We start from the raw sequence: 25,116 nt of genomic DNA, 5'->3' as shown, positions 1-25,116 counted from the left end.
CACCGACGACGGCAGCCGGCCACTGACCATCCACTCACGTACCGACGACACGGAACCCTGGACCCGGCACGCCACCGGCACCCTCACCGACACCACCACGGCAACCGAACAACTCCCCTGGCCCCCACCCGGCGAACCCGTCGACCTCACCGGCCTCTACGAACGCCTCGACACCCACGGATACAGCTACGGACCCGCCTTCCAGGGCCTCACCGCCCTCTGGCAGGACGGCGACGACCTCTACGCCGAAGTCACCCTCCCCGAAGACACCGACACCACAGGCCACACCCTCCACCCCGCACTCCTCGACGCCGCACTCCACCCGCTGCTGTTCGATCCCGTGGGCGGCGCACCCGGCTCGGTCCGGCTGCCGTTCAGCTGGACGGACGTCGCCCTGCACGCCACCGGGGCCGACCGGTTGCGGGTGCGTCTGACCCACTCCGGCACCGACACGGTCGCGCTGACCGCGACCGACCCCGAGGGCGTCCCGGTCGTGAGCGTGGACTCGCTCCTGATCCGCCCCGCCGACCTCTCCTCGACGTCCACCGCCTCCGGCGGCCCGTCCCACGCCCTGTTCCGGGTTGACTGGCGGCCCGTCCCGAACTCGACCGGACCCCTGGCCGGGGAGGCCACGCCGGCACGGGCAGTGGTGGGTCCGGACGTCATCGGAGTCGCCCCGGCCCTGGGCGAGGGGGTGGCGTGCCACGCCGACCTCGACGCTCTGGCCGCCGCCGAGGGCCCGGTACCTGCCGACGTACTGCTGCCTTTCACACCCGGGCGCCCGTCCAAGGGCACGTACGACCCGGTGGAGATCGCGCGCGAGGCGCCGCACCGCATGCTGGGGATGATCCAGCGCTGGTTGTCGGACGACCGGTTCGCCAGATCCCGGCTCGTGGTGGTCACCCGCAACGCCGTCTCCACGCGCTACGACGAGCCGATACGGGACCAGAGCCTGGCCGTGTGGGGACTGGTCCGCTCCGCGCAGACCGAGCACCCCGGCCGCTTCCTGCTGATCGACCTGGACCGCGAGGAGGGTTCGTACCGGGCCCTCGGGCCGGCGCTGGAGACGGCTGCCGACGAGACGCAGCTCGCGATCCGCCGCGGTACCGTCCTTACGGCCCGGCTGAGCACAGCCGTGCCCGAGGGGCGGCTGCCCGTTCCGGCCGACTCGCCCAACTGGCGGCTCGGCTCGACCGCGAAGGAAACCCTGGAGAACCTGGCACTGCTGCCCGCCGAGGCCCCCGACTCGTCTCTCTCACCGGGTCAGGTGCGGATCTCCGTACGGGCTGCCGGGCTGAACTTCCGCGACGTCCTCATCACCCTGGGCCAGTACCCGGGGGAGGCGCCGATCGCCAGCGAGGGCGCCGGGTACGTGCTGGAGACCGGTCCCGGCGTGACCTCGGTAGCCGTCGGCGACCGGGTGATGGGCCTGTTCACCGCGGGTGCGGCGGGACCCGTCGCCGTCACCGACCACCGGCTGCTGACCGGGATTCCGCGCGGCTGGTCGTTCGCCCAGGCCGCCGCGACGCCCGTGGTCTTCCTCACCGCCCTGTACGCGCTGTCCGACCTCGCGGACGCCCGCCCCGGCCAGACCGCGCTGGTCCACGCCGCCGCCGGCGGCGTCGGCATGGCCGCGACGCAGATCGCCCGCGACCGCGGTCTGGAGGTGTACGGCACGGCGTCCCCGGCCAAGTGGGACGCGCTGCGCTACCAAGGCTTCGACGACGCCCATCTGGCGAACTCCCGCACCCTCGATTTCGAGCGGGAGATCCTTGCCGCCACCGACGGCCGGGGGGTGGACGTGGTCCTGGACGCGCTCGTCGGCGAGTACGTCGACGCGTCGCTGCGGCTGATGCCGGGCGGCGGCCGGTTCATCGAGATGGGCAAGGCGGACGTCCGCGAGCCCGAACGGGTCGCCGAGGCGCACCCGGGCGTCGTCTACCGGGCGTTCGACCTCATGGAGGCCGGCCCCGACCGCATCCAGGAGATGCTGGCCGAGCTGAGGGCCCGCTTCGAGGCGGGCCGGCTGGCTCCGCTGCCCGTGGAGGCGTGGGACATCCACCGGGCACAGGACGCGTTCCGGTACCTGGGCCAGGCCCGGCACGTCGGCAAGGTCGTGCTGACCCTGCCGCGCGCCATGGACCCCGACGGCACGGTGCTCGTGACCGGCGGCACCGGCACTCTCGGGCGGCACTTCGCCCGCCATCTGGCCGTTCGGCACGGTGTACGGCACCTGCTGCTCACCAGTCGGCGCGGCCCCGAGGCCCCGGGGGCGGACGAGCTGGTCGCCGAGCTCGCCGCGCTGGGCGCGCGGGCCACCGTGGTCGCCTCCGACACGGGCGACGCCGCGGAGGTACGGCGGCTGGTCGCGGCGGTCGAACCCGAACACCCGCTGACGGCCGTCGTACACACGGCCGGTGTGCTGGACGACGGCACCATCGAGTCGATGACGCCGGAGCGTCTCGACACGGTCGCGCGCCCGAAGCAGGACGCCGCCTGGCACCTGACGGACGCCGTGCGCCATCTGGACCTGGCCGCCTTCGTGGTGTTCTCCTCCTTCGCCGGGATCGTCGGCAACGCGGGGCAGTCCAACTACGCGGCCACTAACTCCTTCCTCGACGGCCTCACCGCCTACCACCGCGCCAACGGTCTGCCCGGCGTCTCCCTCGCCTGGGGGCTCTGGGGCTCCGAGGCCGACGGCGCGGCCGACGGCATGGCGAGCGCGCTCGGGGAGGGTGACCGCGCCCGGCTGGCCGGCGCGGGCTTCGCACCGATCGACCCCGAACGCGGCCTCGCGCTCTTCGACGAGGCGCTCACCTGCGACGAACCTCTGCTCGTCCCGCTCCGCCTGGATCTGCCCGCTCTGCGGGCCCGCGCCCAGAGCGGCACACTGCCGCCGTTGCTGCGCGGCCTGGTGCGGCAGCGGACCCGGCGGGCAGCCGCCGGGGGACGTCCGGCCCCGGCAGGCTCGGCTTCCCTGACGGAGCGGCTCACCGCCCTGGACGCGTCGGAGCGCGACCGGCACCTGCTGGCGCTGGTGCGGTCCGAGGCCGCTGCCGTCCTGGGGCACGGCGCAGCCGACGCCCTCGCCGCCGAACGGCCTTTCAAGGACGTCGGCTTCGACTCGCTGACCGCGGTCGAGCTGCGCAACCGGCTCAACTCCGCGACGGGGCTGCGCCTGCCTTCGTCACTCATCTTCGACCACCCGACGCCAACGGCGCTCGCCACCCACCTGCGGACGGGGCTGCTCGGCCAGAGCGCTTCCACGCCGACGCCCACCGGCGTGCGGCCGACGGCTGGAGCGGCGGCGTCCGTCGACGACGATCCGATCGCCATCGTCGGCATGGCCTGCCGCTACGCGGGCGGGATCGCCTCGCCCGAGGACCTGTGGCGGCTGGTGGTCTCCGGCACGGACGCGGTGACCGACTTCCCCGAGGACCGGGGCTGGGACACCGAGGGTCTCTACAACCCCGACCCGACGCGTTCGGGAACGTCGTACACCCGGCGCGGTTCGTTCCTCACCGGGGCCGACCGCTTCGACGCGGCGTTCTTCGGTATCAACCCGCGCGAGGCGACGGCCATGGATCCGCAGCAGCGGCTGCTGCTCGAAACGGCCTGGGAAGCGGTGGAGCGCGCCGGGATCGACCCGACGGCGCTGCGCGGCAGCGACACCGGGGTGTTCGCCGGCGTGGTGGCGGGCGACTACGTCACCCGGCTCGGCCAGACCCCCGAGGCCGTCGAGGGGTATCTGGCGACGGGCACCACCGCCAGCGTCGCCTCGGGCCGGATCGCCTACACCTTCGGTCTGGAGGGTCCGGCCATTTCGGTGGACACGGCGTGCTCGTCGTCGCTGGTGGCGCTGCATCTGGCGGCCCAGTCGCTGCGGCAGGGCGAGTGCTCCCTGGCCCTGGCCGGCGGCGCGACCGTCCTCGCGGGGCCCACGAGCTTCATCGAGTTCAGCCGTCAGCGGGCGCTCTCCCCCGACGGCGCGTCCAAGGCCTTCTCGGACTCCGCGGACGGCACCGGCTGGGGCGAAGGCGTGGGCCTGCTCCTCCTGGAACGGCTCTCCGACGCCGTCCGCAACGGACACCCCGTCCTCGCCGTCGTCCGCGGCACAGCCACCAACCAGGACGGCGCCAGCAACGGCCTCACCGCACCCAACGGCCCCTCCCAGGAACGCGTCATCCACCAAGCCCTCGCCAACGCCCGCCTCACCCCCGACCAGGTCGACGTCGTCGAGGCCCACGGCACCGGAACCCGCCTCGGCGACCCCATCGAAGCCCAGGCACTCCTCAACACCTACGGCACCCGGCACACCCCCGAACACCCCCTCTGGCTCGGCTCCCTCAAATCCAACATCGGCCACACGATGGCGGCCGCCGGCGTCGGCGGCGTCATCAAGATGGTGATGGCGTTGCGGAACCGCAGGCTGCCGAAGACCCTGCACGTCGACCGGCCGACCTCACACGTCGACTGGTCGGACGGCACCGTGCGGCTCCTCACCGAGGACCGCGCCTGGGACACGACCGGTGACGAGCCGCGCCGGGCCGGCGTCTCCTCCTTCGGGATCAGCGGCACCAACGCACACGTCATCATCGAGCAGGCCGACGCCGAGCACACCGCCGCGCCGTCGGGCGAGGAACTCCCCGCGCTTCCCTGGCTGTTGTCCGCCAAGACCGCGGAGGCCCTGAAGGAGCGGGCGCGGCAGCTCCACACGTACGCCGTCGGACACCCCGACGTCCCCGCCGAGCGGATCGCGGATGCGCTCGCGGCCCGTACCCGCTTCGAGCACCGTGCCGTCGTCGCCGCCGGGGACCGCGCAGACCTGCTGGCCGGGCTGGACGCGCTCGCCGCAGGAAAGTCGGTCCCGGGCCTGGTCACCGGCTCCCCCGTGGGCCACGAACCCGGTCGCGCCGTGTTCGTCTTCCCCGGGCAGGGCAGCCAGTGGCTCGCGATGGGCCGCGACCTCATGGCCAGCAGCCAGGAGTTCGCGGGGTACGTACGGGAGTGTGCCGAGGCGCTCGCCCCGCACACCGACTGGGACCTGATGGCCGTCCTGGCAGGAGACCCGCAGGCCGCGGAGCTCGACCGCGTCGACGTGGTGCAGCCCGCGCTGTTCGCGATGATGGTCTCTCTCGCCAGGCTCTGGCGCCACCACGGCGTCGAACCCGCCGCCGTGATCGGGCACTCCCAGGGCGAGATCGCGGCAGCCCACCTCGCCGGCGCCCTCACCCTCGCCGACGCCGCCCGGGTCGCCGCGCTCCGCAGCAGGGCCATCACCCGGCTCGCCGGAACCGGCGGCATGCTCTCCGTCCCCCTGCCCGCGGACACCGTGCGGGCACGGCTGCTCGACGACACCTACATCGCCGCGGTCAACGGCCCGGCCGCGACGGTCGTCTCGGGCGCGGCCGACGCCCTGGGGACGCTCCAGGAGCTTCTGTCCACCGAGAACGTCCGGGCCAGGACCATCCCCGTCGACTACGCCTCGCACTCCCCGCACGTCGACGCGTTGGAGGGGGAGCTGCGGGAGCTGCTTGCCGGGGTCGTCCCCGGCACGGCGGACGTGCCCTTCTACTCGACCGTCACACATGCCCCGCTCGCGGGCACGGACCTCACCGGCGCCTACTGGCTGCGCAATCTGCGTGAGCCGGTGCTCTTCGAGGAGACCGTGCGCCGGCTGCTCGCCGACGGGCACACCACGTTCATCGAGGTGAGCCCGCACCCGGTACTCGTCACCGCGATCCAGGACACGATCGAGGACGCCGGCACCCCGGCAGCCGCGCTGGGCTCGCTACGCCGCGACCAGGGTGGCCCGGAGCGCTTCGCCGCCTCGCTCGCCGAGGCGCACGTGGCGGGTGCCTCGCCCGGCGCGTGGCGTCCGGCCGGGCACCCGGTGGACCCGGCCGGGCTACCCACGTACCCCTTCCTGGGGCAGCGCCACTGGTTGGAGGGGTCAGGGACGGCCGTCGACGCGGCGGGCCTGGGCCTGGACGCCGCCGGACACCCGCTGCTCGGTGCGAGCGTCCCGCTCGCCGAGGGGGACCAGACGGTGTTCACCGGCCGGATCTCGCTGCGCACCCACCCCTGGCTGGCCGAGCACGCGGTGGAGGGCACCGCCCTGTTCCCGGGCACTGGTTTCCTCGACCTGGCCCTGCACGCGGCGGACGTCACCGGGGCCGGGTCGGTCGACGACCTCACCCTCGAAGCTCCGCTGACCCTCACGGAACAGGGCACAGTGGCCCTTCAGGTGGCCGTCGGAGCCCCGGACGCGGCGGGCCGCAGGCCGCTCGCGATCCACTCCCGTCCCGGTGACACCGCCGGCTGGACCCGGCACGCCTCCGGCACCCTCGCCCCCACCACCACAGCGACCGAACAACTCCCCTGGCCCCCACCCGGCGAACCCGTCGACCTCACCGGCGCATACGACGAACTCGCCACCCGCGGCTACGCCTACGGCCCCCTCTTCCAAGGCCTCACCGCCCTCTGGCACCACGGCGACGACCTCTACGCCGAAGTCACCCTCCCCGAAGACACCGACACCACAGGCCACACCCTCCACCCCGCACTCCTCGACGCCGCACTCCACCCGCTGGCGCTGGCGACGGTCGACGGCGCCGGGGCGGCGGACGAGCTCCTGCTGCCGTTCTCCTTCAGCGGGGTGACCCTGCACGCGACCGGAGCCACGGCGCTGCGGGTGCGGCTGTCCAGAACCGGGGAGACCTCGGTCACCCTGCGGGTCACCGACCTGGACGGCGCACCCGTCGCCCACTGCGCATCCCTGGCGCTGCGGCCGTTGCCCGAGGCGGAGCTGACCGCGCTACGGACGCGGGGTGCGGCGGACCTGCCCCTGTACACGGTCGACTGGACCGGCCCGGTCGCCGTCCCGGCCTCGCCCGGGGGCACGTGGGCGGTTCTCGGGGAGGACACCGACAAGCTCGTGCGTGTTCTGGACGCCACCGCGTTCGCCCGCCCCGCCGCGCTCGCCGCGGCCGTCGCCGACGGCACGGCTGAGCTGCCGGACACGACCGTCGCCTCCTTCGCGGGTGCGTACGACGGCGCGCGGGGCGGAGGGTCCCTCGGCACCACGCCGCCCGGCGACGGCGTCCGGGCCTCGCTCGCCCCGCTGCTCGCGCTGCTGCGTGAGTGGCTGGATGACGAACGGCTGACCGCCGGACGGCTCCTGGTGGCGGTGCGCGGTGCGGTCGCCGTACGGGACGGGGATGGCGTCGACCCGGTGGCCGCCGCCCTCTGGGGGCTCCTGCGCACGGCGCGGACCGAGAGCCCGGACCGGTTCGTGCTGGTCGACCATGACGGCTCGGCCGCCTCCCTCGCCTCGCTCGCCTCGGCAGCGCGGGCCGAGGAGGGCGAACTCGCCCTGCGCGAGGGCGTGCTGTACGTCCCCCGGCTCACCGTCGTGCCTCGCCTCATCCAGCCCGCCGCAGCGGCCGGCCGCGCATGGGACCCGGAAGGGACGGTCCTGGTCACGGGCGCGACCGGCACGCTGGGCCGCCTGGTCGCCCGGCGGCTGGTCACCGAGCACGGCGTACGGCACCTGCTGCTGATCAGCCGGCGTGGCCCGGCCGCCCCGGGCGCCGAGGAGTTCGCCCACGAACTCACCGCGCTCGGCGCGGAGGTCCGGGTCGAGGCGTGCGACGCGAGCGACCGTTCCGCGCTCGCCGCGCTGCTGGACACCGTGCCCGCCGACCGTCCGCTGACGGCGGTGGTGCACGCGGCCGGAGCACTGGACGACGGGGTGGTCCAGTCGCTGACCCCGGACCGACTCGACACGGTGCTCGCCCCGAAGGCCGACGCCGCGATGCATCTGCACGAGCTGACCCGCGACCTGCCGCTCGCGGGGTTCGTCCTCTTCTCCTCCCTCGCGGGTGTCGTGGGCAACGCGGGGCAGGGCAACTACGCCGCGGCCAACGCCCTGTTGGACGGCCTGGCCGCGCACCGCCGCGCTCTCGGACTGCCCGCGCTCTCCCTGGCCTGGGGCCTGTGGGAGGACAGCAGCGCGCTGACCGGCCACCTGGGCGACCAGGAGCGCCACCGGCTCGGCCGCGACGGTGTCGTCCCGCTGACGCGCGAGGACGGGCTCGGCCTCCTCGACGTCGCCCTCGCTGGTGGGCCGGCCTCCGTGGTCGCGGCGCGCCTGGACCACGCCGAGCTGCGACGCCAGGCCGGGGCCGGTCTCCTTCCGCCCCTCTTCACCGCCCTGGTGAAGACCCCGGCGCGCCGGACGGCGGCCGCTCCCGCACTCAGGTCGCTGGCCGAACGGCTCGCTTCGGTGCCGGAGGCGGAGGGCGAGCGGCTGGTGCTCGACCTGGTCCGGGAGACGGCCGCGGTGGTCCTCGGCCACGGCGACACGACCCTCATCGACGACGAGCAGTCGTTCAAGGAGCTCGGTTTCGACTCCCTGACGGCGGTGGAGTTCCGTAACCGCCTGAGCACCGCCACGGGGCAGAGGCTGCCCGCGACTGTGGTCTTCGACCACCCCTCTCCGGCCTCGCTCGCCACCGTGCTGCGGACCCGGGCGCAGGCGGAGACCGCCGCAAGCGGGGCCACGGGGACCGTGGCCGATCCGCTCGCCGGAGTCGACGCCCTGGAACGGGCACTGGCTCAAACTCCGGACGCCGACACCGCCTCCCGCAGCGAGGTCGCGCGGCGGCTGCGGGAACTGCTGCGGGGGCTGGAGGGCCCGACGGCTGCCCCCGCCGATCCGGCGCCGGACGTCTCCGCCCGTATCAAGTCGGCTTCGACCAGTGATCTTCTCGACCTCATCGACAGCGAATTCGGCAGGAAGGCCCGGTCGAAGTGACTACACCAGCGAGCAGCACCAAGACCACGCAGAGCACGGGCGGCGCCGAGCGCGCGCCGGGCATCGACGACGCCCCCGGGTCGGGCTCGGCCGACCCCGTCTCCCAGGAGGAGCGGCTCGTCGAGTACCTCAAGTGGATCACCGCCGATCTGCACGAGACCCGGCAGCAGCTCGCTCAGGCCGAGGCGGCCGCGCGGGAGCCGATCGCCATCGTCGGGATCGGCTGCCGTTACCCCGGCGGCATCCACGGCCCGGAGGACCTGTGGCGGGTCGTGGACTCGGGCACCGACGTCATCGGCGATTTCCCCGAGGACCGGGGCTGGGATCTCGCCGCGCTGTACGACGCCGATCCGGACCGGACCGGCACCTCGTACACGCGCAACGGCGGCTTCCTGGCAGACGCCACGGAGTTCGACGCCGGGTTCTTCGGGCTCAGCCCGCGCGAGGCCCTGGCGACCGACCCGCAGCACCGGCTTCTGCTGGAGACCACGTGGGAGGCTCTCGAGCAGGCCGGTCTCGACCCGCGGGAGCTGCGGGGCAGCCGGACGGCAGTGTTCGCCGGCCTGATGTACAGCGACTACGCGGCGCGGCTGCCGCACATCCCCGCGGAGCTCGAAGGGTTCATCGGCAACGGCACCGCTCCCTCGGTCGCCACCGGCCGGATCGCGTACACCTTCGGGTTCGAGGGGCCGGCTGTCACCGTCGACACTGCCTGCTCCTCCTCCCTGGTCGCCATCCATCTCGCCGTCCAGGCGTTGCGTCAGGGCGAGTGCTCGCTCGCGCTCGCCGGCGGGGCGACGGTCCTGTCGACCCCGGGTCTGTTCACCGAGTTCAGCCGACAGCGAGGGCTCTCCGCCGACGGCCGGTGCAAGTCCTTCGGTGCCGCCGCCGACGGTACCGGCTTCGGAGAGGGCTCGGCGCTGATCGTCCTGGAGCGGCTCTCCGACGCCCGACGCAACGGCCACGACGTCCTCGCCGTCATCCGGGGCAGCGCCACCAACCAAGACGGTGCGAGCAACGGGCTCACCGCACCCAACGGCCCGGCGCAGGAGGCGGTCATCCGCCAGGCGCTGGACAACGCCCGGCTGGCCCCCGCCGACGTCGACGCCGTGGAAGCCCACGGCACCGGCACCACTCTCGGCGACCCCATCGAGGCGCAGGCGCTGGTCAACGCGTACAGCCGGGATCGGGCGGCGGACCGGCCGCTGTGGCTGGGGGCGCTCAAGTCGAACATCGGACACACCCAGGCGGCGGCGGGGGTGGGCGGCGTCATCAAGATGGTGATGGCGCTGCGCAACGAGACGTTGCCGCGCACCCTCCACGCGGACGAGCCGACGCCGCACGTGGACTGGGAGAGCGGAACGGTACGTCTGCTCTCCCGGCCCCGCCCGTGGCAGGCTGAGCAGGGCCGGCCGCGCCGGGCCGCCGTCTCCTCCTTCGGGATCAGCGGCACCAACGCGCACCTGATCCTGGAGGAGGCGCCCGAAGTGCCGGAACCTGAGGGCCAGGGCGGCGGCACGGAGGCGGGCCCGGCCGGTTCGGTCCCGCTCCCGGTGATCGCCTGGCCCCTCTCGGGCCGAGGCGCCGGGACGCCGGGGGCGCAGGCGCGCCGGCTCCTGGAACACCTGACGGACCACCCTTCACTCACTCCCGGCGAGGTGGCGGAGTCGCTGGCCGCCCGCCCGGCGCTGGAGGACCGGGCGGTCGTCCTGGGCGAGGACCGCGAGACGCTGCTGCGCGGTCTGTCGGACCTCGCGGCCGGTGTCGGGTCCGCCGGTGTCGTCCGGGGCCGGACCGACCGCCGGTCCCGCACCGCGTTCCTGTTCACGGGGCAAGGCAGCCAGCGGGTCGGCATGGGCCGGGAGCTGTACGAAGCGCATCCCGTGTTCGCCGCCGCCTTCGACAAGGTGTGCGGTCTCTTCGACAAGCATCTGGAACACCCCCTGCGGGAGGTCGTGTTCGCGACGCCGCGAACCGAGCAGGCCGCGCTCCTCGACCGCACGCAGTACGCACAGGCCGCCCTGTTCGCACTGGAAACGGCCCTCTTCCGCACCTTGGAACACCACGGCCTCGTACCGGACTTCGTGATGGGGCACTCCGTGGGCGAACTGGCCGCCGCGCACGCGGCCGGGGTGCTCACGCTGGAGAACGGTGTCGCGCTCGTCGCCGTCCGCGGCCGACTGATGGAGTCGGCACGGGGCGACGGCGCCATGGTGTCCTTGCAGGCGACGGAGGAGGAGGTCAACGCCTTCCTGGCCGAGGGGTACGCGGGCCGGCTGACGGTCGCCGCCGTGAACGGCCCCCGGTCCGTGGTCGTCTCCGGGGACGCGGACGCGGCGGCCGAAGCCACCGCGCACTGGCGGGGCCGGGGCCGCCGGACGAAGCGGCTGAGAGTCAGCCACGCCTTCCACTCGCCCCATATGGACGGCGTACTCGACGCGTTACGGCAGGCTGTCTCCCACCTGTCCTTCCAGCCGCCGACCATTCCGGTGGTCTCCAATCTGACCGGCCTGCCCGCGACCACTGAAGAGATGTGCTCCCCCGACTACTGGGTGCGGCATGTCCGCGAGGCCGTGCGCTTCGACCCCTGCGTCCGTCATCTGGAGGACCAAGGGGTGGGGGTGTACGTCGAGTTGGGCCCGGACGGTGTACTGGCGGCGCTCGCCGGTCACAGCCTGCGTGAGGAGCCCCAGGTCCTCGTTCCCGCGCTGCGGGGAGACCGCCCCGAGCTACGGACGCTCCTTGCGGCGCTCGGCCTGGCCTGGGCGCACGGGCGTACGGTGACCTGGGGCGGCGCCTCCCGTACCGGCCGGCGCATCGCCCTTCCCCCGTACGCGTTCCAACGGCGCTCGTACTGGTTGAACGGACCGGCCCGGCGAGCCGCCGAAGAGCCGGATGCCCCCTTTGCCCCGGCGCAGGACACCTGCGTCGGTGTCGTCGATGCCCTCGGACACCCTGTCCTGCGCCGGCACCTGGCCGAACTCGGCCCCCGGGAGCGGGAGGCGGAGCTGCTGGAACTGGTGCTCGCGTCGGCGGCCTCGGTGCTCGGGCACGAGTCGGCGGCGGAGATGGCCCCGGACGCCACGTTCCTGGAGATGGGGTTCACCTCGTTCACCGGACTCGAACTGCGGAACCTGCTGAGCGACGCGACGGGGCTCGACCTGCCCTCGGTGGTCGCGTTCGACCATCCGACCCCGGCCGAGCTGGCCCGGCTGCTGGCGGCGGAGATCGGAGGGGAACGGCCCGTCGGGGAGGCAGGATAGAATACGGGGGCACACCCCGGTTTGATGTCGCTCCCGCCTCCGACGGGAGCGACATCGTTTTCAGCACGGCAAGGAGAGGACAGCCCGATGCGTGCAGACGCCCGCCGCAATTACGAGCGGCTCCTGTCCGAGGCCAAGAAGGCCTTCGACCAGCACGGCATCCACACGTCGCTCGACGACATCGCCAAGCAGGCGGGGGTGGGCAACGCCACGCTCTACCGCCACTTCCCGACGAGGGAGAGCCTGCTCAAGACGATGCTCCGCGACAGCATCTCCGAACTCGGCAGCACCGCCAGCGAGTTGCTGACCACGGAACCTGCGGGAGCGGCGTTGGCGACCTGGGTACGGGCAGCGGTGGCGCACGCCACGACCTACCGAGGTCTCGTGACGATGCTGATGGACAGCCTCAAGGACCAGACGTCCGAGCTGAACAGCGCTTGCACGTCGATGCAGTCGTCCGGCCAGCAGTTGCTGGAGCGCGCGCAGCGAGCGGGCGAGGTACGGGACGACACCACGGCCTCCGAGCTCTTCGCCATGATCGCAGCGGCGGCCTGGACCCGGGAACATGCCCCGAAGGAGGCCGACCAGGTCCTGACGGTCCTCATCGACGGCCTGTGGCCACCGCGACGCTGACGGGCCGTGACCATCGTCCCGGCCGGCATGGCGGCGCCCGGCCGACCCGTGCGGGCGCTCAGCGGGGCAGGCGGGCCAGTCTGTCGGTGATCAAGGCAGCGAGCTCGTCGGTACGGTCCGACAGGTAGAAGTGTCCGCCGCCCCGGAAGACGGTGCAGGCGAACTCCCCCGTGGTGTGGGCCTCCCAGGCCCGCGCCTCGTACTCGGTCACGCGCGGGTCCCGATCGCCGAGGAGCACTTCCACGGGCGTCGCGACGACCGCGTCCCGGCCCGGGCGGTAGGTCTCGATCGCCCGGTAGTCCGCACGCAGCGGCGGCAGGACCAGCTCGCGCATCTCCAGGTCGTCGAGCAGTGCGGCTGAGACCCCGCTGAGTCGCTTCGTCTCGGCGATCAGCGCGTCGTCGTCGAGCAGATGGAAGGCTTCCGACCGGTGTGTCGACGGCGCCCGGCGCCCGGAGGCGAACAGCACCGTCGGCTCACTGATTCGCGCCGCCTCGAACGCGACGATCGCCCCCATGCTGTGGCCGAAGTAGGCCGGCCGACGGTCCGCCCATGGCTCCAACGCGGCCACCACCCCTGCCGCGAGCTCCCGGACGTCGTCCACGGCGGATTCCGCCCGCCGGTCCTGACGCCCCGGATACTGCACGGCCAGCACCTCGACGGTCGGACTCAGCAGCCGGGAGAGCGTGTGGAAGTAGCTTGCCGATCCTCCCGCATGGGGAAAGCACACAAGCGGTACCCGCGCCGCGCCATCGGCGGCTGACGCGTGAAAGCGCCTGATCCACACCTCGCTGTCGACCGTCAGCCCCGTCATACCCGCACTCCTCGCGTTCAGATCGCCTGCGAACCCGGCTGATCCTGCCCCATCGTCCTTAAGTCCGGGTTACGCCCCATCCGCGAGTCCCGAGCGCGGCCTCGGCCCAGTCGGCGCCCGGACCACCCGCCCGCTGAGGTGGCCGGGCGCAGGGGGCGTGGGCCGTGGGGCGTGGGTCGCCCGTGACGCACACGGTGATCAGGTTGTGACCGCTCGTTCGACCAACGTCAGCGCGCGGTGCGGGAGTTCCCCCCGGTCACGGCGGCCGCCGCCGAGCCACACGACACGCGCGTCACGGCGGAACCAGGAGTCCTGACGGCGCGCGAAGCGCTTGGTGGCGCGTACGGTCTCGGCCCGCGCGTCGTCCTCGGTGCACTCCCCCGCGAGCACCGCGAGGATCTGCTGGTAGCCGAGGGCCCGCGAGGCCGTGAGGCCCTCGCGCAGCCCGGACGCCTCCAGGGCGCGGACCTCGTCCACGAGCCCCGCCTCCCACATCCGGTCGACGCGCAGGGCGATGCGCTCGTCCAGTTCGGGGCGGTCCACGTCGACGCCGATCTGCACGGCGTCGTAGACCGGCTCGTCGCCGGGGAGGTTGGCGGTGAACGGTTTGCCGGAGATCTCGATGACTTCGAGGGCGCGGACGATGCGGCGGCCGTTGCTCGCCAGGATGGACCGGGCGGCATCCGGGTCGGCGGCGGCGAGGCGTTCGTGCAGGACGCCCGAGCCGCGCTCGGCCAGCTCCGCTTCGAGGCGGGCGCGCACCTCGGGGTCCGTACCGGGGAACTCCAGGGCGTCGATGGCGCCTTTCACGTACAGCCCGGAGCCGCCGACGAGGATCGGCGTGCGCCCCTCGGCGAGCAGCCGGTCGATCTCCAGGCGGGCCAGTCGCTGGTACTCGGCGACGCTGGCGGTCTCGGTGACGTCCCAGATGTCCAGCAGTCGATGCGGCACGCCGTCGCGCTCGGGGAGCGTCAGCTTCGCGGTGCCGATGTCCATGCCCCGGTAGAGCTGCATGGAATCGGCGTTGATCACCTCGCCGCCGAGCCGCTGGGCGAGAAAGACCCCCAGATCCGACTTTCCGGCTGCGGTGGGGCCTACGACGGTGATGACGCGGGGGGCGGAAGCGGGAGGGGTCACTCGGACAGTCTCCCAAATATCCGTGCCCTCCCGACCACGCCGGGTGCCCGTGGAGGCCCGGCCGTGCGCGGAGAGCGACGTCAAGGAAGCGCGGGGACGCGCAATGAGGCGAGTAAAAACGGCAAGAACGGACAAGTGACGGAGAATGGGGTCGGGAGAACGCTCCCGCGACCAGTTCTCAACAGTCCTCACTGCACGGAAGGTGACCCAATGGGGTTCCTGGACAACCTGAAGGCCAAGCTGGGACCGGCCAAGGACAAGGTCGGCGACCTCGCGCAGCAGCACGGGGGCAAGATCGAGCAGGGCCTCGACAAGGCCGCGCGCACGGTCGACCAGAAGACCAAGGGCAAATACAGCGACAAGATCGACTCGGGGACGCGCAAGGCCAAGGAGGCCGTGGACAAGCTGGGGAACAAGGACGGGGGCACCCCCGGTACGCCTGGCACCCCCGGTACGCCCGGCACTCCCGGTCCGCCCGGCACCCCCGGCACTCCCGGTACGCCCGGCACCCCCGGCACTCCCGGTACGCCCGGCAACACCCCTCCTCCGCCGCCGCCCGCTCCCTGACACGGTGACCGGGGACCGGCGGCGGGTACGGGGCCGAGTGCTCCGTACCCGCCGCCGGTCTGTTCAGGACCAGGCGGCGACGGTGTAACCCACGCCGTACGGGGCGTCCTCGTAGAGCAGCCGGCCGACGAGCCCGGCGTCCCGCGCGGCGCCGCCGAGCAGCTGCCAGGGGGCACGTCCGGCCGCCTTGAGTTCACGGGCGAGCGCCGCGTCGAGCGCCGCGAGGGCGTCGAGGTCCGCGGAGCCGAGCGCTTCGGTGGCGCGGGCGTCGAAGGCGGCGGCCCGCTCGTCGAGGTAGCCGGGGGCCTTGAGGGTGCGGCAGGCGCTGCCGTCGCCCATCACCAGGATCGCGACCCGCTCGGCACGCCGGGCGAGGGAGTGTCCCGCCGCCGCGCACTCCGGGGCGGCCTCACTCTCCGCCACGGCGAACCCTTCGACCGGAGCGCCCGTCCAGCGGGCCCGGCCCAGCAGCCAGGCACCCACGGTGAGGGACTGCGGCAGCGGCCGGTCCGGGGCGGCGGCGTCCCGCGGGGCGTCACCGAGCGTCACGCCGAGGTCCACGCCGACGCCCCGGAAGGACCCGTGGGCCCCTGCCGGGTGGGGCCCGGCGGACGGGTCGTCGCCCGGCCCCACGACGACGAGCAGGTCCGGGCGCGAGGCGGCCAGCACCCCCACGGCGTCGAGGCACGCGTCACGCGCGGCATCGAGCTCGGGGGCGGCCCCGGCGGCGACCTCGGGCACCAGGAGCGGCGGACAGGGGCACACGGCGGCTGCGACAAGCATGCCGGTCAGCGTACTTGTCGGGGGCCGGAGGTCGGGGGCCGGTCGGCCGCGCGGGGTCCGTGGGCCGGGGCCGACGGCTACTGCCCCCGAGCCCCCGGCCGGCTGCCGCCGCCGGTCCCGGCCGGCCGGGACCGCTGAGCGGCCCCCGAGTCGTCAGCCGATGCCGCAGGCCGGGGCCGCGGTGGCCGGGAGCGGGTCCGGGGCGCCGATGCCGGGGAGGCCGAGCATCACTCCGGCGGGCTTGGCGGCCGCCTCGGTGGTGCGCTTCTCCCAGGCGTCGCCCGCGCGGGTGGACCGTACGGCGAGCGGTGTGCCCTCGGCGAGCAGGTGGTGCGGGGCGGCGTAGGTGATCTCGACGGTCACGACATCGCCGGGGCGCACGGCCTTCTCGGGCTGCGTGAAGTGGACCAGCCGGTTGTCGGGGGCGCGGCCGGAGAGGCGCCGGGTGGCTCCGTCCTTGCGGCCCTCGCCCTCCGCGACCATGACGTCCAGGGTGCGGCCGACCTGCTTCTTGTTCTCGTCCCAGGAGATCTGTTCCTGGAGGGCGGACAGGCGCATGTACCGCTCCTGGACGACCTCCTTGGGGATCTGGCCGTCCATGTCGGCGGCGGGGGTCCCGGGGCGCTTGGAGTACTGGAAGGTGAACGCGTTGGCGAACCGCGCCTCGCGGACGGCGTGCATCGTCTGCTCGAAGTCCTCCTCCGTCTCGCCGGGGAAGCCCACGATGATGTCGGTGGAGATGGCGGCGTCCGGCATCGCGGCGCGCACCTTCTCGATGATCCCCAGGAAGCGCTCCTGGCGGTAGGAGCGGCGCATCGCCTTCAGGATGCTGTCCGATCCGGACTGCATCGGCATGTGCAGCTGCGGCATCACGTTGGGCGTCTCGGCCATGGCGGTGATGACGTCGTCGGTGAAGTCGCGGGGGTGCGGCGAGGTGAAGCGGACGCGCTCCAGGCCCTCGATGGCACCGCAGGCGCGCAGCAGCTTGGAGAAGGCCTCGCGGTCGCCGATGTCGGAGCCGTACGCGTTCACGTTCTGGCCGAGCAGGGTGATCTCGGAGACGCCCTCGGCGACCAGGGCCTCGATCTCGGCCAGGATGTCGCCGGTGCGGCGGTCCTTCTCCTTGCCGCGCAGCGCCGGGACGATGCAGAAGGTGCAGGTGTTGTTGCAGCCGACCGAGATGGAGACCCACGCGGCGTAGGCGGACTCGCGGCGGGTGGGGAGCGTGGAGGGGAAGGCCTCCAGGGACTCGGCGATCTCGATCTGCGCCTCCTCCTGGATGCGGGCGCGCTCCAGGAGGACCGGCAGCTTGCCGATGTTGTGGGTGCCGAAGACGACGTCGACCCAGGGGGCCCGCTTGACGATGGTGTCGCGGTCCTTCTGCGCGAGACAGCCGCCGACGGCGATCTGCATCCCGGGGCGCTTGGTCTTCATGGGCGCGAGGCGGCCGAGGTTTCCGTACAGCTTGTTGTCGGCGTTCTCCCGCACCGCGCAGGTGTTGAAGACGACGACGTCGGCGTCGCCGTCGGAGCCTTCGGGGGCCCGGACGTAGCCGGCGCCCTCCAGGAGACCCGACAGCCGTTCGGAGTCGTGGACGTTCATCTGGCACCCGTAGGTGCGCACCTCGTAGCTCTTCTGGACGTCCACTGCTTCGCTCCGGTTGCCGCTGCTCATGGGACAAGGGTAGGCGGTTGCCGGGCGGCCCCCTCCCGTCCCCTTCCCCGGCCCCGCCCGTCCGCCGCCCGGCCCGGCCCACTGTGGGCCGGGCCTCACGGGGAAGCCTGGTCAGGGGGGCGGTCGAGCTGGCAGGATCGCGCGCATGCTCCACGCTCTGTCCCGATTCGGCCGCCGGCGCACCCTGCAGACGGGCGCCGTCCTCGCGGTCGTGCTCGGGCTGCTCGCGTGGTGGTTGCAGCCCCAGGGGGACGAGGGGGACCCGAGCGGGTCGCTCACCTTCTCCACCGGAGTGCCCAGCGGTGTCTACCAGCGGTACGGGGAACGGCTGGAGGGCGTACTCGCCAAGGACATGCCGGAGGTGTCCATACGGCTGCGGACGAGCGAGGGGTCGCAGCAGAACCTCGCCCGGGTGGCGACGGGCGAGGCGGACTTCACCATCGCCACCGCCGATGCCGTGGCCACCTATCTGCGCGACGGCAGGCCGGGGGCGCAGCGACTGCGCGGCTGTGTCCGCCTGTACGACGACTACGTCCAGCTGGTCGTCCCCCGCGGCTCCGACGTCCGGACGGTCTCCGACCTGCGGGGCAAGCGGGTGGGCGTCGGCCAGGAGGGTTCCGGGGTACGGCTGGTCGCGGACCGGCTGCTGGCGGCGGCGGGGCTCGATCCGACCGCCGACGTCACACCGGTGCCGGTGGGCATCGACACCATGCCCGTACGGCTGGCCCAGGGCCGACTCGACGCGTTCTTCTGGTCGGGCGGGCTGCCGACCGCGGCCGTGCAGGAGCTGTCGCAGCGCTTCGACATCCGGCTGGTGCCGTTGGAGGCCGAGCTGGTCGCGAAGCTCCAGGCGGCGACCGGTCCCACCCGCTTCTACCGGTCCGCCATGATGCCCGCCGACGTGTACCCGCAGGCCCAGCAGGGTCAGGCGGTGCCCACGGTCGCCGTCGCCAACCTGCTCGTCACGACCGACCGTACGGACGCGGCCATGACCGAGGCCTTCACCCGGACCGTGATCAACAGCCGGGACCGGATCGGCCGCGAGGTCCACGCGGCGCAGTTGGTGGATCTGCGGACGGCGATCTACACGGATCCACTGGACGTGCACGACGGGGCCAAGGCCTACTACCGCTCGGTGAAGCCGTGAGGCCCCGCCGCTCCTGAAGCCGACGGCCCCTCCCTCTCGGCTTCCCTTCAGCTCCCCGGCAGGTCGCGGGGGACCGAGACGGTCACCCGCAGGCCGTGCGGTTCGTGATGCTCGTACGCGATCGAGCCGCCGCCCGCCGCGAGCAGCACCCGGGAGATGGAGAGCCCCAGGCCCGATCCACTGATGTTCTGGTGGCGGGCGCTGCGCCAGAAGCGGTCCCCGACGCGCTCCAGCTCCGCTTCGGTGAGGCCGGGGCCCCGGTCGGCGACCACGACGGTCGCCGCGCGGGCTCCGGCGGCGACGGTGACGGTGACGTCCTCTCCGGCGGGGGTGAACTTCAGGGCGTTGTCGACCACCGCGTCCAGGGCGCTGGAGAGCGCGATGGGGTCGGCCCAGGCGGTGGCCGCCGGGACCCCGTCCAGGGTGAGGTTCACGCCCTCCCGCTCCGCCATCGGGCGCCAGGAGGCGACCCGCTCGGCGGCGAGCGGGACGATGTCGATCAGCTGGAGGTCCGCCTCGGCGTGCTCGGCCAGCGCGAGGTCCAGGAGGTCGTCGAGAACCCGGGCCAGCCGCTTCCCCTCGGTGCGCACGGCCGCGATCTCCTCACTGTCCTCGGGCAGCTCCAGGGCGAGCAGCTCGATGCGCAGCAGCAGGGCGGCGAGCGGGTTGCGCAGCTGGTGCGAGGCGTCGGCGACGAAGGCGCGCTGCTGCTCCAGCACGTCCTCGACGTTGTCCGCCATCTCGTTGAAGGAACGAGCCAGGCGTCTGAGCTCCGGCGGCCCGGCGGAGGCGGCGACCCGGGAGCGCATACGGCCGCCGGCGATGTCGTGGGTGGCCGCGTCCAGGGTCCGTACGGGCAGCAGGACCCAGCCGGTGAGCCGTACCGCCGCGCCGACCGCCACCAACAGCGCCAGCGCCTCGCCGAGGCCGATGAACAGCCACGTCCGCAGGATCCGGGACCGCATCTCGCCGGTGGGCGAGTCGAGGACGACCACGGCGACCACATCGCCGTCGCGCACGACGGGCGAGGCGACGACGACGCGGCCGTCGCGCCACGGCCAGACCTGCGGGGGGTCGTGCGAGCGGCGGCCCAGCAGCGCCTCGTTGAAGGCCGTGCGCCCCTCCCCCTCGACGGGCAGGGTCCAGTAGCCGGGGGCCTTGGCCAGGGCCCGGTCGTCCCGGAAGAAGACGCCGGCGCGGATGTCGTACACCGAGGCGTAGAGCTCCAGGTCGGTCTGGAGGGTGCGGCGCCGCTCCTCGCTGTCCGGGGAGGTGTCGGTGATGGACTGCGCCAGGGCGGCGAACCGTGCGGTGTCGTCGATCCGGTCGATCACCAGCCGCTGCTGCTCGGCGGCGGCCACGCTGATCGCGAGCGGGAAGCCGAGGGTGAGCAGGACGGCGGCCATCAGGACGATGAGCAGCGGGAGCAGACGGGAGCGCACCGGGAGACGTACCCGCCGGTTACGCGGACGGCGCGACGAGCCGGTAGCCGACGCCCCGCACGGTCTCGATCAGGGCGGGCAGCCGCAGCTTGGAGCGCAGGGAGGCGACGTGGACCTCCAGGGTGCGTCCGGTCCCCTCCCAGCTGGTGCGCCAGACCTCGCTGATGATCTGCTCGCGGCGGAAGACGACGCCGGGGCGCTGGGCGAGGAGGGCCAGCAGGTCGAACTCCTTGCGGGTGAGCTGGACTTCCGCGCCGTCGACGCTGACCCGCCGGGTCGGCAGCTCGATGGCGACCGGACCGAGGCGCAGGGCGGCGACGGGGGTCGGCGCGGTGTCCTCGCCGCTGGTGGTGCGCCGGGCGACCGCGTGGATACGGGCGAGCAGCTCGCCGGTGTCGTACGGCTTGGTGACGTAGTCGTCGGCGCCGAGGTTGAGCCCGTGGATGCGTGAGCGCACGTCGGCGCGGGCGGTGACCATGATCACGGGGGTCGCGGTGCGTTTGCGGATCTTCCCGCACACCTCGTAGCCGTCCTGGTCGGGCAGGCCGAGGTCGAGGAGGATCACCCCGAAGGGCTCCTTCTCGGCGGGCAGCAGGGCGCGCAGGGCCTCCTCGCCGTTACGGGCGTGCACGACCTGGAATCCGTGCCGGGCGAGCACGGCGGACAGGGCCGCCGCGACATGGTCGTCGTCCTCGACGAGCAGCAGTCTCATGGCCCTCCTCTCCGTGTCTCCCGGGGCCGTACGGCTCCTCGGGTCTCCGTGCTTCCCCGGGGCCGTACGGCTCCTGGGGCTCGTTCGCTTCGTCGTCACCTCGGCAGCACCGTCGCACGGCGTCACCGCGTAGGGCCCGACATTAACCCGCGCTCCATCCGCGAGATCCCCCGAGAGCCCCCGAGAGCCCCCGAGAGCCCCCGAGAGCCCCCGAGAGCCCCGATGAGACTTCCCGTTCTGCGGTGTTTCACGTCTTCCTCGTCCTAGGCATCCACGCCGATGAACGGCACACCAGTCAAGAGCCTCCCGGTTACAGCAGGGTTCCGTTATGCACCCGGTACGCCCCCGGGGCGGTGCGTGGCGTCCTGTTCACACGGAGTGTCCGGTTGCCGCCGGATCGTTATGCTCAATTTCCGCTCAGATGTAATGACGCTGGTAGCACTGCGTCATTACTGTCCTTGTTCAACCGAGGAGGACGGAGCAAGAAGCCGATGAGCGGAGTTTCAGTGACCAAGGACGCCGAGGATGCCGCGCCCGCGGCGAACGACCTGGTCGTACTGAGCAACGTCAACAAGCACTTCGGCGCGCTGCATGTGCTCCAGGACATCGACCTGACCATCGCCCGTGGCGAGGTCGTGGTCGTCATCGGGCCTTCCGGGTCCGGCAAGTCCACGCTGTGCCGCACGATCAACCGCTTGGAGACGGTCGATTCGGGAGCGATCTCGATCGACGGCAAGCCCCTGCCCCAGGAGGGCAAGGAGCTGGCCAGGCTGCGTGCCGACGTGGGCATGGTCTTCCAGTCGTTCAATCTCTTCGCACACAAGACGGTGCTGGAGAACGTCATGCTGGGCCAGGTCAAGGTCCGCAAGGCCGACAAGAAGGCGGCGGAGGAGAAGGCCCGGACCCTGCTCGACCGGGTGGGCGTCGGCGTACAGGCCGACAAGTACCCGGCGCAGCTCTCCGGTGGCCAGCAGCAACGCGTCGCGATCGCACGGGCGTTGGCGATGGACCCGAAGGTCATGCTCTTCGACGAGCCCACGTCGGCGCTCGACCCGGAGATGATCAACGAGGTCCTGGAGGTCATGCAGCAGCTGGCCCGGGACGGGATGACGATGATCGTCGTCACCCACGAGATGGGCTTCGCCCGTTCCGCCGCCAACCGCGTCGTGTTCATGGCCGACGGGAAGATCGTCGAAGAGGCGACCCCCGACCAGTTCTTCAGCAACCCGCGCAGCGACCGGGCCAAGGACTTCCTGTCGAAGATCCTTCACCACTGACGACAACGACCCACGACCTAAGGATTGTTCACATGAAGCTCCGTCAGTCCGCCGCCGTCGCGGCCATCGCCGTCCTCGCCCTGACCGCGACCGCCTGCGGCGGCAAGGAGGGCTCCGCCGGTGACAAGCCGGGCGGCACGAAGCCCGGTTCCTCCGAGGCCCCCGCACTGCCCACGTACACCGCGGCCAAGGACGTCGCCCTGGACTCCCCGGTCTTCAAGAAGGCCAAGGAGCGCGGCAAGCTCGTCATCGGCGCCAAGGCCGACCAGCCGTACCTCGGCTTCGAGGACCAGTCGACGAAGGAGCGCTCGGGCTTCGACATCGAGATCGCCAAGATGGTCGCGGCCGACCTCGGCTTCTCCGACAAGCAGATCGAGTGGAAGACCGTCGACTCCGGCGTCCGTGAGACGGCCATCTCCAAGGGCCAGGTCGACTACTACGTCGGCACGTACACGATCAACGACGAGCGCAAGAAGCAGGTCGGCTTCGCCGGGCCGTACTACAAGGCCGGCGCGGACCTCCTGGTGCGCGAGGACGAGAAGTCGATCACCGGCAAGGACGCGGTGAAGGGCAAGAAGGTCTGCTCGATCGTCGGCTCCACGCCGCTCCAGGAGATCAAGAAGCCGGAGTACGGCGCGAGCGTCGTCGAGCTGGCCAAGTACTCCGACTGCGTGCAGCAGCTGCTGACCAAGCAGGTCGACGCCGTCACCACGGACGACTCGATCCTCAAGGGCTACGCGGCCGCCAACTCCGGCAAGCTCAAGGTCGTCGGCGACCCGTTCACCGACGAGCCCTACGGCGTCGGCCTGAACAAGGACGACAAGGTGCTCCGCGAGGCCATCAGCAAGTCGCTGGAGGAGCGCGTCAAGGACGGCACGTACAAGAAGATCTACGAGGCCACGCTGGGTCTGTCCGGTTCGGACTACGTCGAGCCGCCGGCCATCGAGCGCTACTGACGCCGTCGGCTCTCGGACCGCGGGCTCCGGCCCGCCGTCCGACGGCCGGCACCCCGTCATCCGTCACGACGCCCCGCGAGTGACCCAGGCGTCCCGTACGCCACCGCCGTCCCGGTGTTCCCGGGGGCCGCGGGCGTACGGGGCGCCCCTTCCCCTGCCCTGATGCCGCTGACCGCCGACGCGGAGACCTCATGAACGTACTGCTCGACAATTTCCCAGAGTTCCGCGACGGCTTCATAGGAACCGTGTCGATCACCGCCGTCAGCTCGGTTATCGCCCTGGTCCTCGGTGTGCTCATCGCCGGATTCCGGGTCTCGCCGGTGCCGCCGCTGCGGTACTTCGGCACCGCCTGGGTGACGCTGATGCGCAACACCCCGCTGACGCTGCTCTTCCTGATCTTCTTCTTCGTCGTGCCCGAGATCCTCTTCCCGGGGATGAGCCCGTTCGTGCTCGGCTCGCTCGCGCTCGGCTTCTACACCTCCTCGTTCGTGTGCGAGGCGGTCCGCTCCGGCATCAACACCGTGCCGCTGGGACAGGCCGAGGCCGCGCGCTCCATCGGCATGACGTTCGCCCAGACGCTGCAGATCGTGGTGCTCCCGCAGGCGACGCGGACCGTGATCCCGCCGCTGAGCAGCATCTTCATCGCGCTGACGAAGAACAGCGCGATCGCCGGCGCCTTCAGCGTCGCCGAGCTGTTCGGCTGGCAGAAGCTGATGAGTGACCGGGGCTACGACATCGTGCCCGTCTTCATCTGGGTGGCCATCGGCTACCTGATCGTCACGTTTACCATCAGCGGCCTCTTCCGGCTGCTGGAGCGTCGCATGGAGGTCGCCCGATGAGCGCCAGCGTTCTCTACGACGCCCCGGGTCCCAAGGCCGTCGTCCGCAACCGGATCTACGCGGTCGTCGGCAGCCTCGCCATCGCGGCGCTGATCGCGATCAGCATCATGCGGCTCGCCGACAAGGGGCACCTCGCCCCCGCGATGTGGGACATCTTCAACTACACGGGCATCCGGCAGAACATCGCCGACGCCCTGCTCGCCACGCTCAAGGCGTTCGGTCTCGCCGCGGTCGGCTCGCTGGTCCTCGGCGTGGTCCTGGTGGTGGGCCGGCTCTCCGACCACAAGCCGGTCCGCTGGGCGGCGACCACCTTCATCGAGCTGTTCCGCTCGCTCCCGCTGCTGATCACCATCTACGCCATCTGGGTCGGCTTCCTCACCGACTACTCGATGTGGGCGCTGGCCGCGGGCCTTTCCGTCTACAACGGCTGCGTCCAGGCCGAGGTGCTGCGGGCCGGCATCAACTCGGTGCCCAAGGGGCAGAGCGAGGCCGCGTACGCGCTCGGCATGAGCAAGACGCAGGTCATGGTCAGCGTCCTGATGCCGCAGGCCGTCCGGTCGATGCTGCCGACGATCATCGGTCAGCTCGTGGTGACCCTCAAGGACACCTCGCTCGGCTTCATCATCCTGTACCCGGAACTGCTCCAGACCGCGCGGCTGATCGCCTCCAACACGCAGGTGAACGGCCAGTACCCGTACGTCTCGACGATCGTCGTCATCGGCACGCTCTACATCGCGATGTGCCTGCTGCTCTCGGCGCTGGCGACGTGGATCGAGAAGCGCGGCCGCCGCGCCAAGACCGGCATCAAGGTGGCGCCCGGCGCCCCGGCCGCCGGCATCCCCGTGGTGGAGGCCGTGCCCGGTCCGGACGCGGGGGGCGCAGGGGGCGCAGGCCCGACGGCCGGCGGTGCCGGTGCGACCGGTGTGACGAAGGACTGATCGTCCCGGGCCCTTCCCGGCCCTGACGAGCAGGAGCATTCGAGGCAGCGGCGCACGCGTCGCTGCCTCGGTCACTTGACGCAAGCACCACCAGTGGGTTGCATACGTTCTGTGAT

15 protein-coding genes are annotated in these 25,116 nt (G+C 72.4%); 9 read left to right on the top strand and 6 right to left on the bottom strand.

Annotation, left to right across the window (positions count from 1 at the left end; translation table 11 throughout):
• The 3 genes from ACIQRW_RS36500 to ACIQRW_RS36490 form a co-directional block, all read left to right on the top strand.
• Positions 1 to 8,818: SDR family NAD(P)-dependent oxidoreductase (locus tag ACIQRW_RS36500; protein WP_403769158.1), on the top strand; the 8,818-nt coding region annotated here is incomplete at its 5' end.
• Complete coding sequence (locus tag ACIQRW_RS36495) at positions 8,815 to 12,081, top strand: type I polyketide synthase (RefSeq protein ID WP_403769155.1); 3,267 nt, start codon at positions 8,815 to 8,817, stop codon at positions 12,079 to 12,081. The genes ACIQRW_RS36500 and ACIQRW_RS36495, both read left to right, overlap by 4 nt.
• 87 nt (positions 12,082 to 12,168) lie before the next feature.
• Positions 12,169 to 12,714, top strand: a complete 546-nt coding sequence (locus ACIQRW_RS36490) for a TetR/AcrR family transcriptional regulator (protein WP_403769152.1) — start codon at positions 12,169 to 12,171, stop codon at positions 12,712 to 12,714.
• A 58-nt stretch (positions 12,715 to 12,772) separates the two neighbouring features.
• On the opposite strand, the gene ACIQRW_RS36485 is transcribed toward ACIQRW_RS36490, so the two are convergent.
• On the bottom strand, positions 12,773 to 13,528 hold the full coding sequence (locus tag ACIQRW_RS36485) for a thioesterase II family protein (RefSeq protein WP_403769149.1): 756 nt from the start codon (positions 13,526 to 13,528) through the stop codon (positions 12,773 to 12,775).
• Positions 13,529 to 13,726: 198 nt separating this feature from the next.
• A complete protein-coding gene (gene miaA, locus ACIQRW_RS36480; RefSeq protein ID WP_403769146.1) occupies positions 13,727 to 14,665 on the bottom strand; it encodes a tRNA (adenosine(37)-N6)-dimethylallyltransferase MiaA in 939 nt (312 codons plus the stop codon).
• Positions 14,666 to 14,875: 210 nt separating this feature from the next.
• Between miaA and ACIQRW_RS36475 the strand changes: the two genes are divergently transcribed.
• A complete protein-coding gene (locus tag ACIQRW_RS36475) occupies positions 14,876 to 15,232 on the top strand; it encodes an antitoxin (protein ID WP_403769144.1) in 357 nt (118 codons plus the stop codon).
• Between the two features lie 63 nt (positions 15,233 to 15,295).
• Here the strand turns inward: ACIQRW_RS36475 and ACIQRW_RS36470 are convergent, their stop codons facing one another.
• Positions 15,296 to 16,015 carry a class III extradiol dioxygenase subunit B-like domain-containing protein gene (locus tag ACIQRW_RS36470; RefSeq protein WP_403769141.1) on the bottom strand — a complete coding sequence of 240 codons (720 nt, stop codon included), beginning with the start codon at positions 16,013 to 16,015 and terminating at the stop codon, positions 15,296 to 15,298.
• A 153-nt stretch (positions 16,016 to 16,168) separates the two neighbouring features.
• Positions 16,169 to 17,689, bottom strand: a complete 1,521-nt coding sequence (gene miaB / locus ACIQRW_RS36465) for a tRNA (N6-isopentenyl adenosine(37)-C2)-methylthiotransferase MiaB (RefSeq protein ID WP_403769138.1) — start codon at positions 17,687 to 17,689, stop codon at positions 16,169 to 16,171.
• A 145-nt stretch (positions 17,690 to 17,834) separates the two neighbouring features.
• Between miaB and ACIQRW_RS36460 the strand changes: the two genes are divergently transcribed.
• A complete protein-coding gene (locus tag ACIQRW_RS36460; RefSeq protein ID WP_403769135.1) occupies positions 17,835 to 18,836 on the top strand; it encodes a TAXI family TRAP transporter solute-binding subunit in 1,002 nt (333 codons plus the stop codon).
• A 47-nt stretch (positions 18,837 to 18,883) separates the two neighbouring features.
• Here the strand turns inward: ACIQRW_RS36460 and ACIQRW_RS36455 are convergent, their stop codons facing one another.
• Together ACIQRW_RS36455 and ACIQRW_RS36450 are read right to left on the bottom strand one after the other, a co-directional pair.
• Positions 18,884 to 20,278 (bottom strand): sensor histidine kinase, encoded by a 1,395-nt coding sequence (locus ACIQRW_RS36455; RefSeq protein WP_403769132.1) that lies wholly within the window; start codon positions 20,276 to 20,278, stop codon positions 18,884 to 18,886.
• A gap of 19 nt (positions 20,279 to 20,297) precedes the next feature.
• On the bottom strand, positions 20,298 to 20,990 hold the full coding sequence (locus ACIQRW_RS36450) for a response regulator transcription factor (RefSeq protein WP_003965809.1): 693 nt from the start codon (positions 20,988 to 20,990) through the stop codon (positions 20,298 to 20,300).
• A gap of 491 nt (positions 20,991 to 21,481) precedes the next feature.
• On the opposite strand from ACIQRW_RS36450, the gene ACIQRW_RS36445 reads away from it, so the two are divergent.
• From ACIQRW_RS36445 to ACIQRW_RS36430, 4 genes are all read left to right on the top strand, one after another.
• Complete coding sequence (locus ACIQRW_RS36445; RefSeq protein ID WP_026291196.1) at positions 21,482 to 22,267, top strand: amino acid ABC transporter ATP-binding protein; 786 nt, start codon at positions 21,482 to 21,484, stop codon at positions 22,265 to 22,267.
• Between the two features lie 32 nt (positions 22,268 to 22,299).
• Positions 22,300 to 23,223 (top strand): glutamate ABC transporter substrate-binding protein, encoded by a 924-nt coding sequence (locus ACIQRW_RS36440; protein WP_397925304.1) that lies wholly within the window; start codon positions 22,300 to 22,302, stop codon positions 23,221 to 23,223.
• Positions 23,224 to 23,414: 191 nt separating this feature from the next.
• Positions 23,415 to 24,062, top strand: coding sequence for an amino acid ABC transporter permease (locus tag ACIQRW_RS36435; protein WP_097870537.1), 648 nt, complete (start codon positions 23,415 to 23,417; stop codon positions 24,060 to 24,062).
• The gene (locus tag ACIQRW_RS36430; RefSeq protein WP_403769127.1) at positions 24,059 to 25,000 is read left to right on the top strand and encodes an amino acid ABC transporter permease; all 942 of its coding nucleotides are present in this window, start codon (positions 24,059 to 24,061) and stop codon (positions 24,998 to 25,000) included. The genes ACIQRW_RS36435 and ACIQRW_RS36430 overlap by 4 nt, the downstream gene beginning before the upstream one ends.
• Positions 25,001 to 25,116: the final 116 nt, after the last annotated feature.

The organism is Streptomyces sp. NPDC091287, assembly GCF_044768525.1.
In the GTDB taxonomy this organism is placed as follows: domain Bacteria; phylum Actinomycetota; class Actinomycetes; order Streptomycetales; family Streptomycetaceae; genus Streptomyces.
The sequence above is the reverse complement of the archived record's forward strand: the minus strand, read 5'-3'. Positions and strand labels throughout refer to the sequence as shown.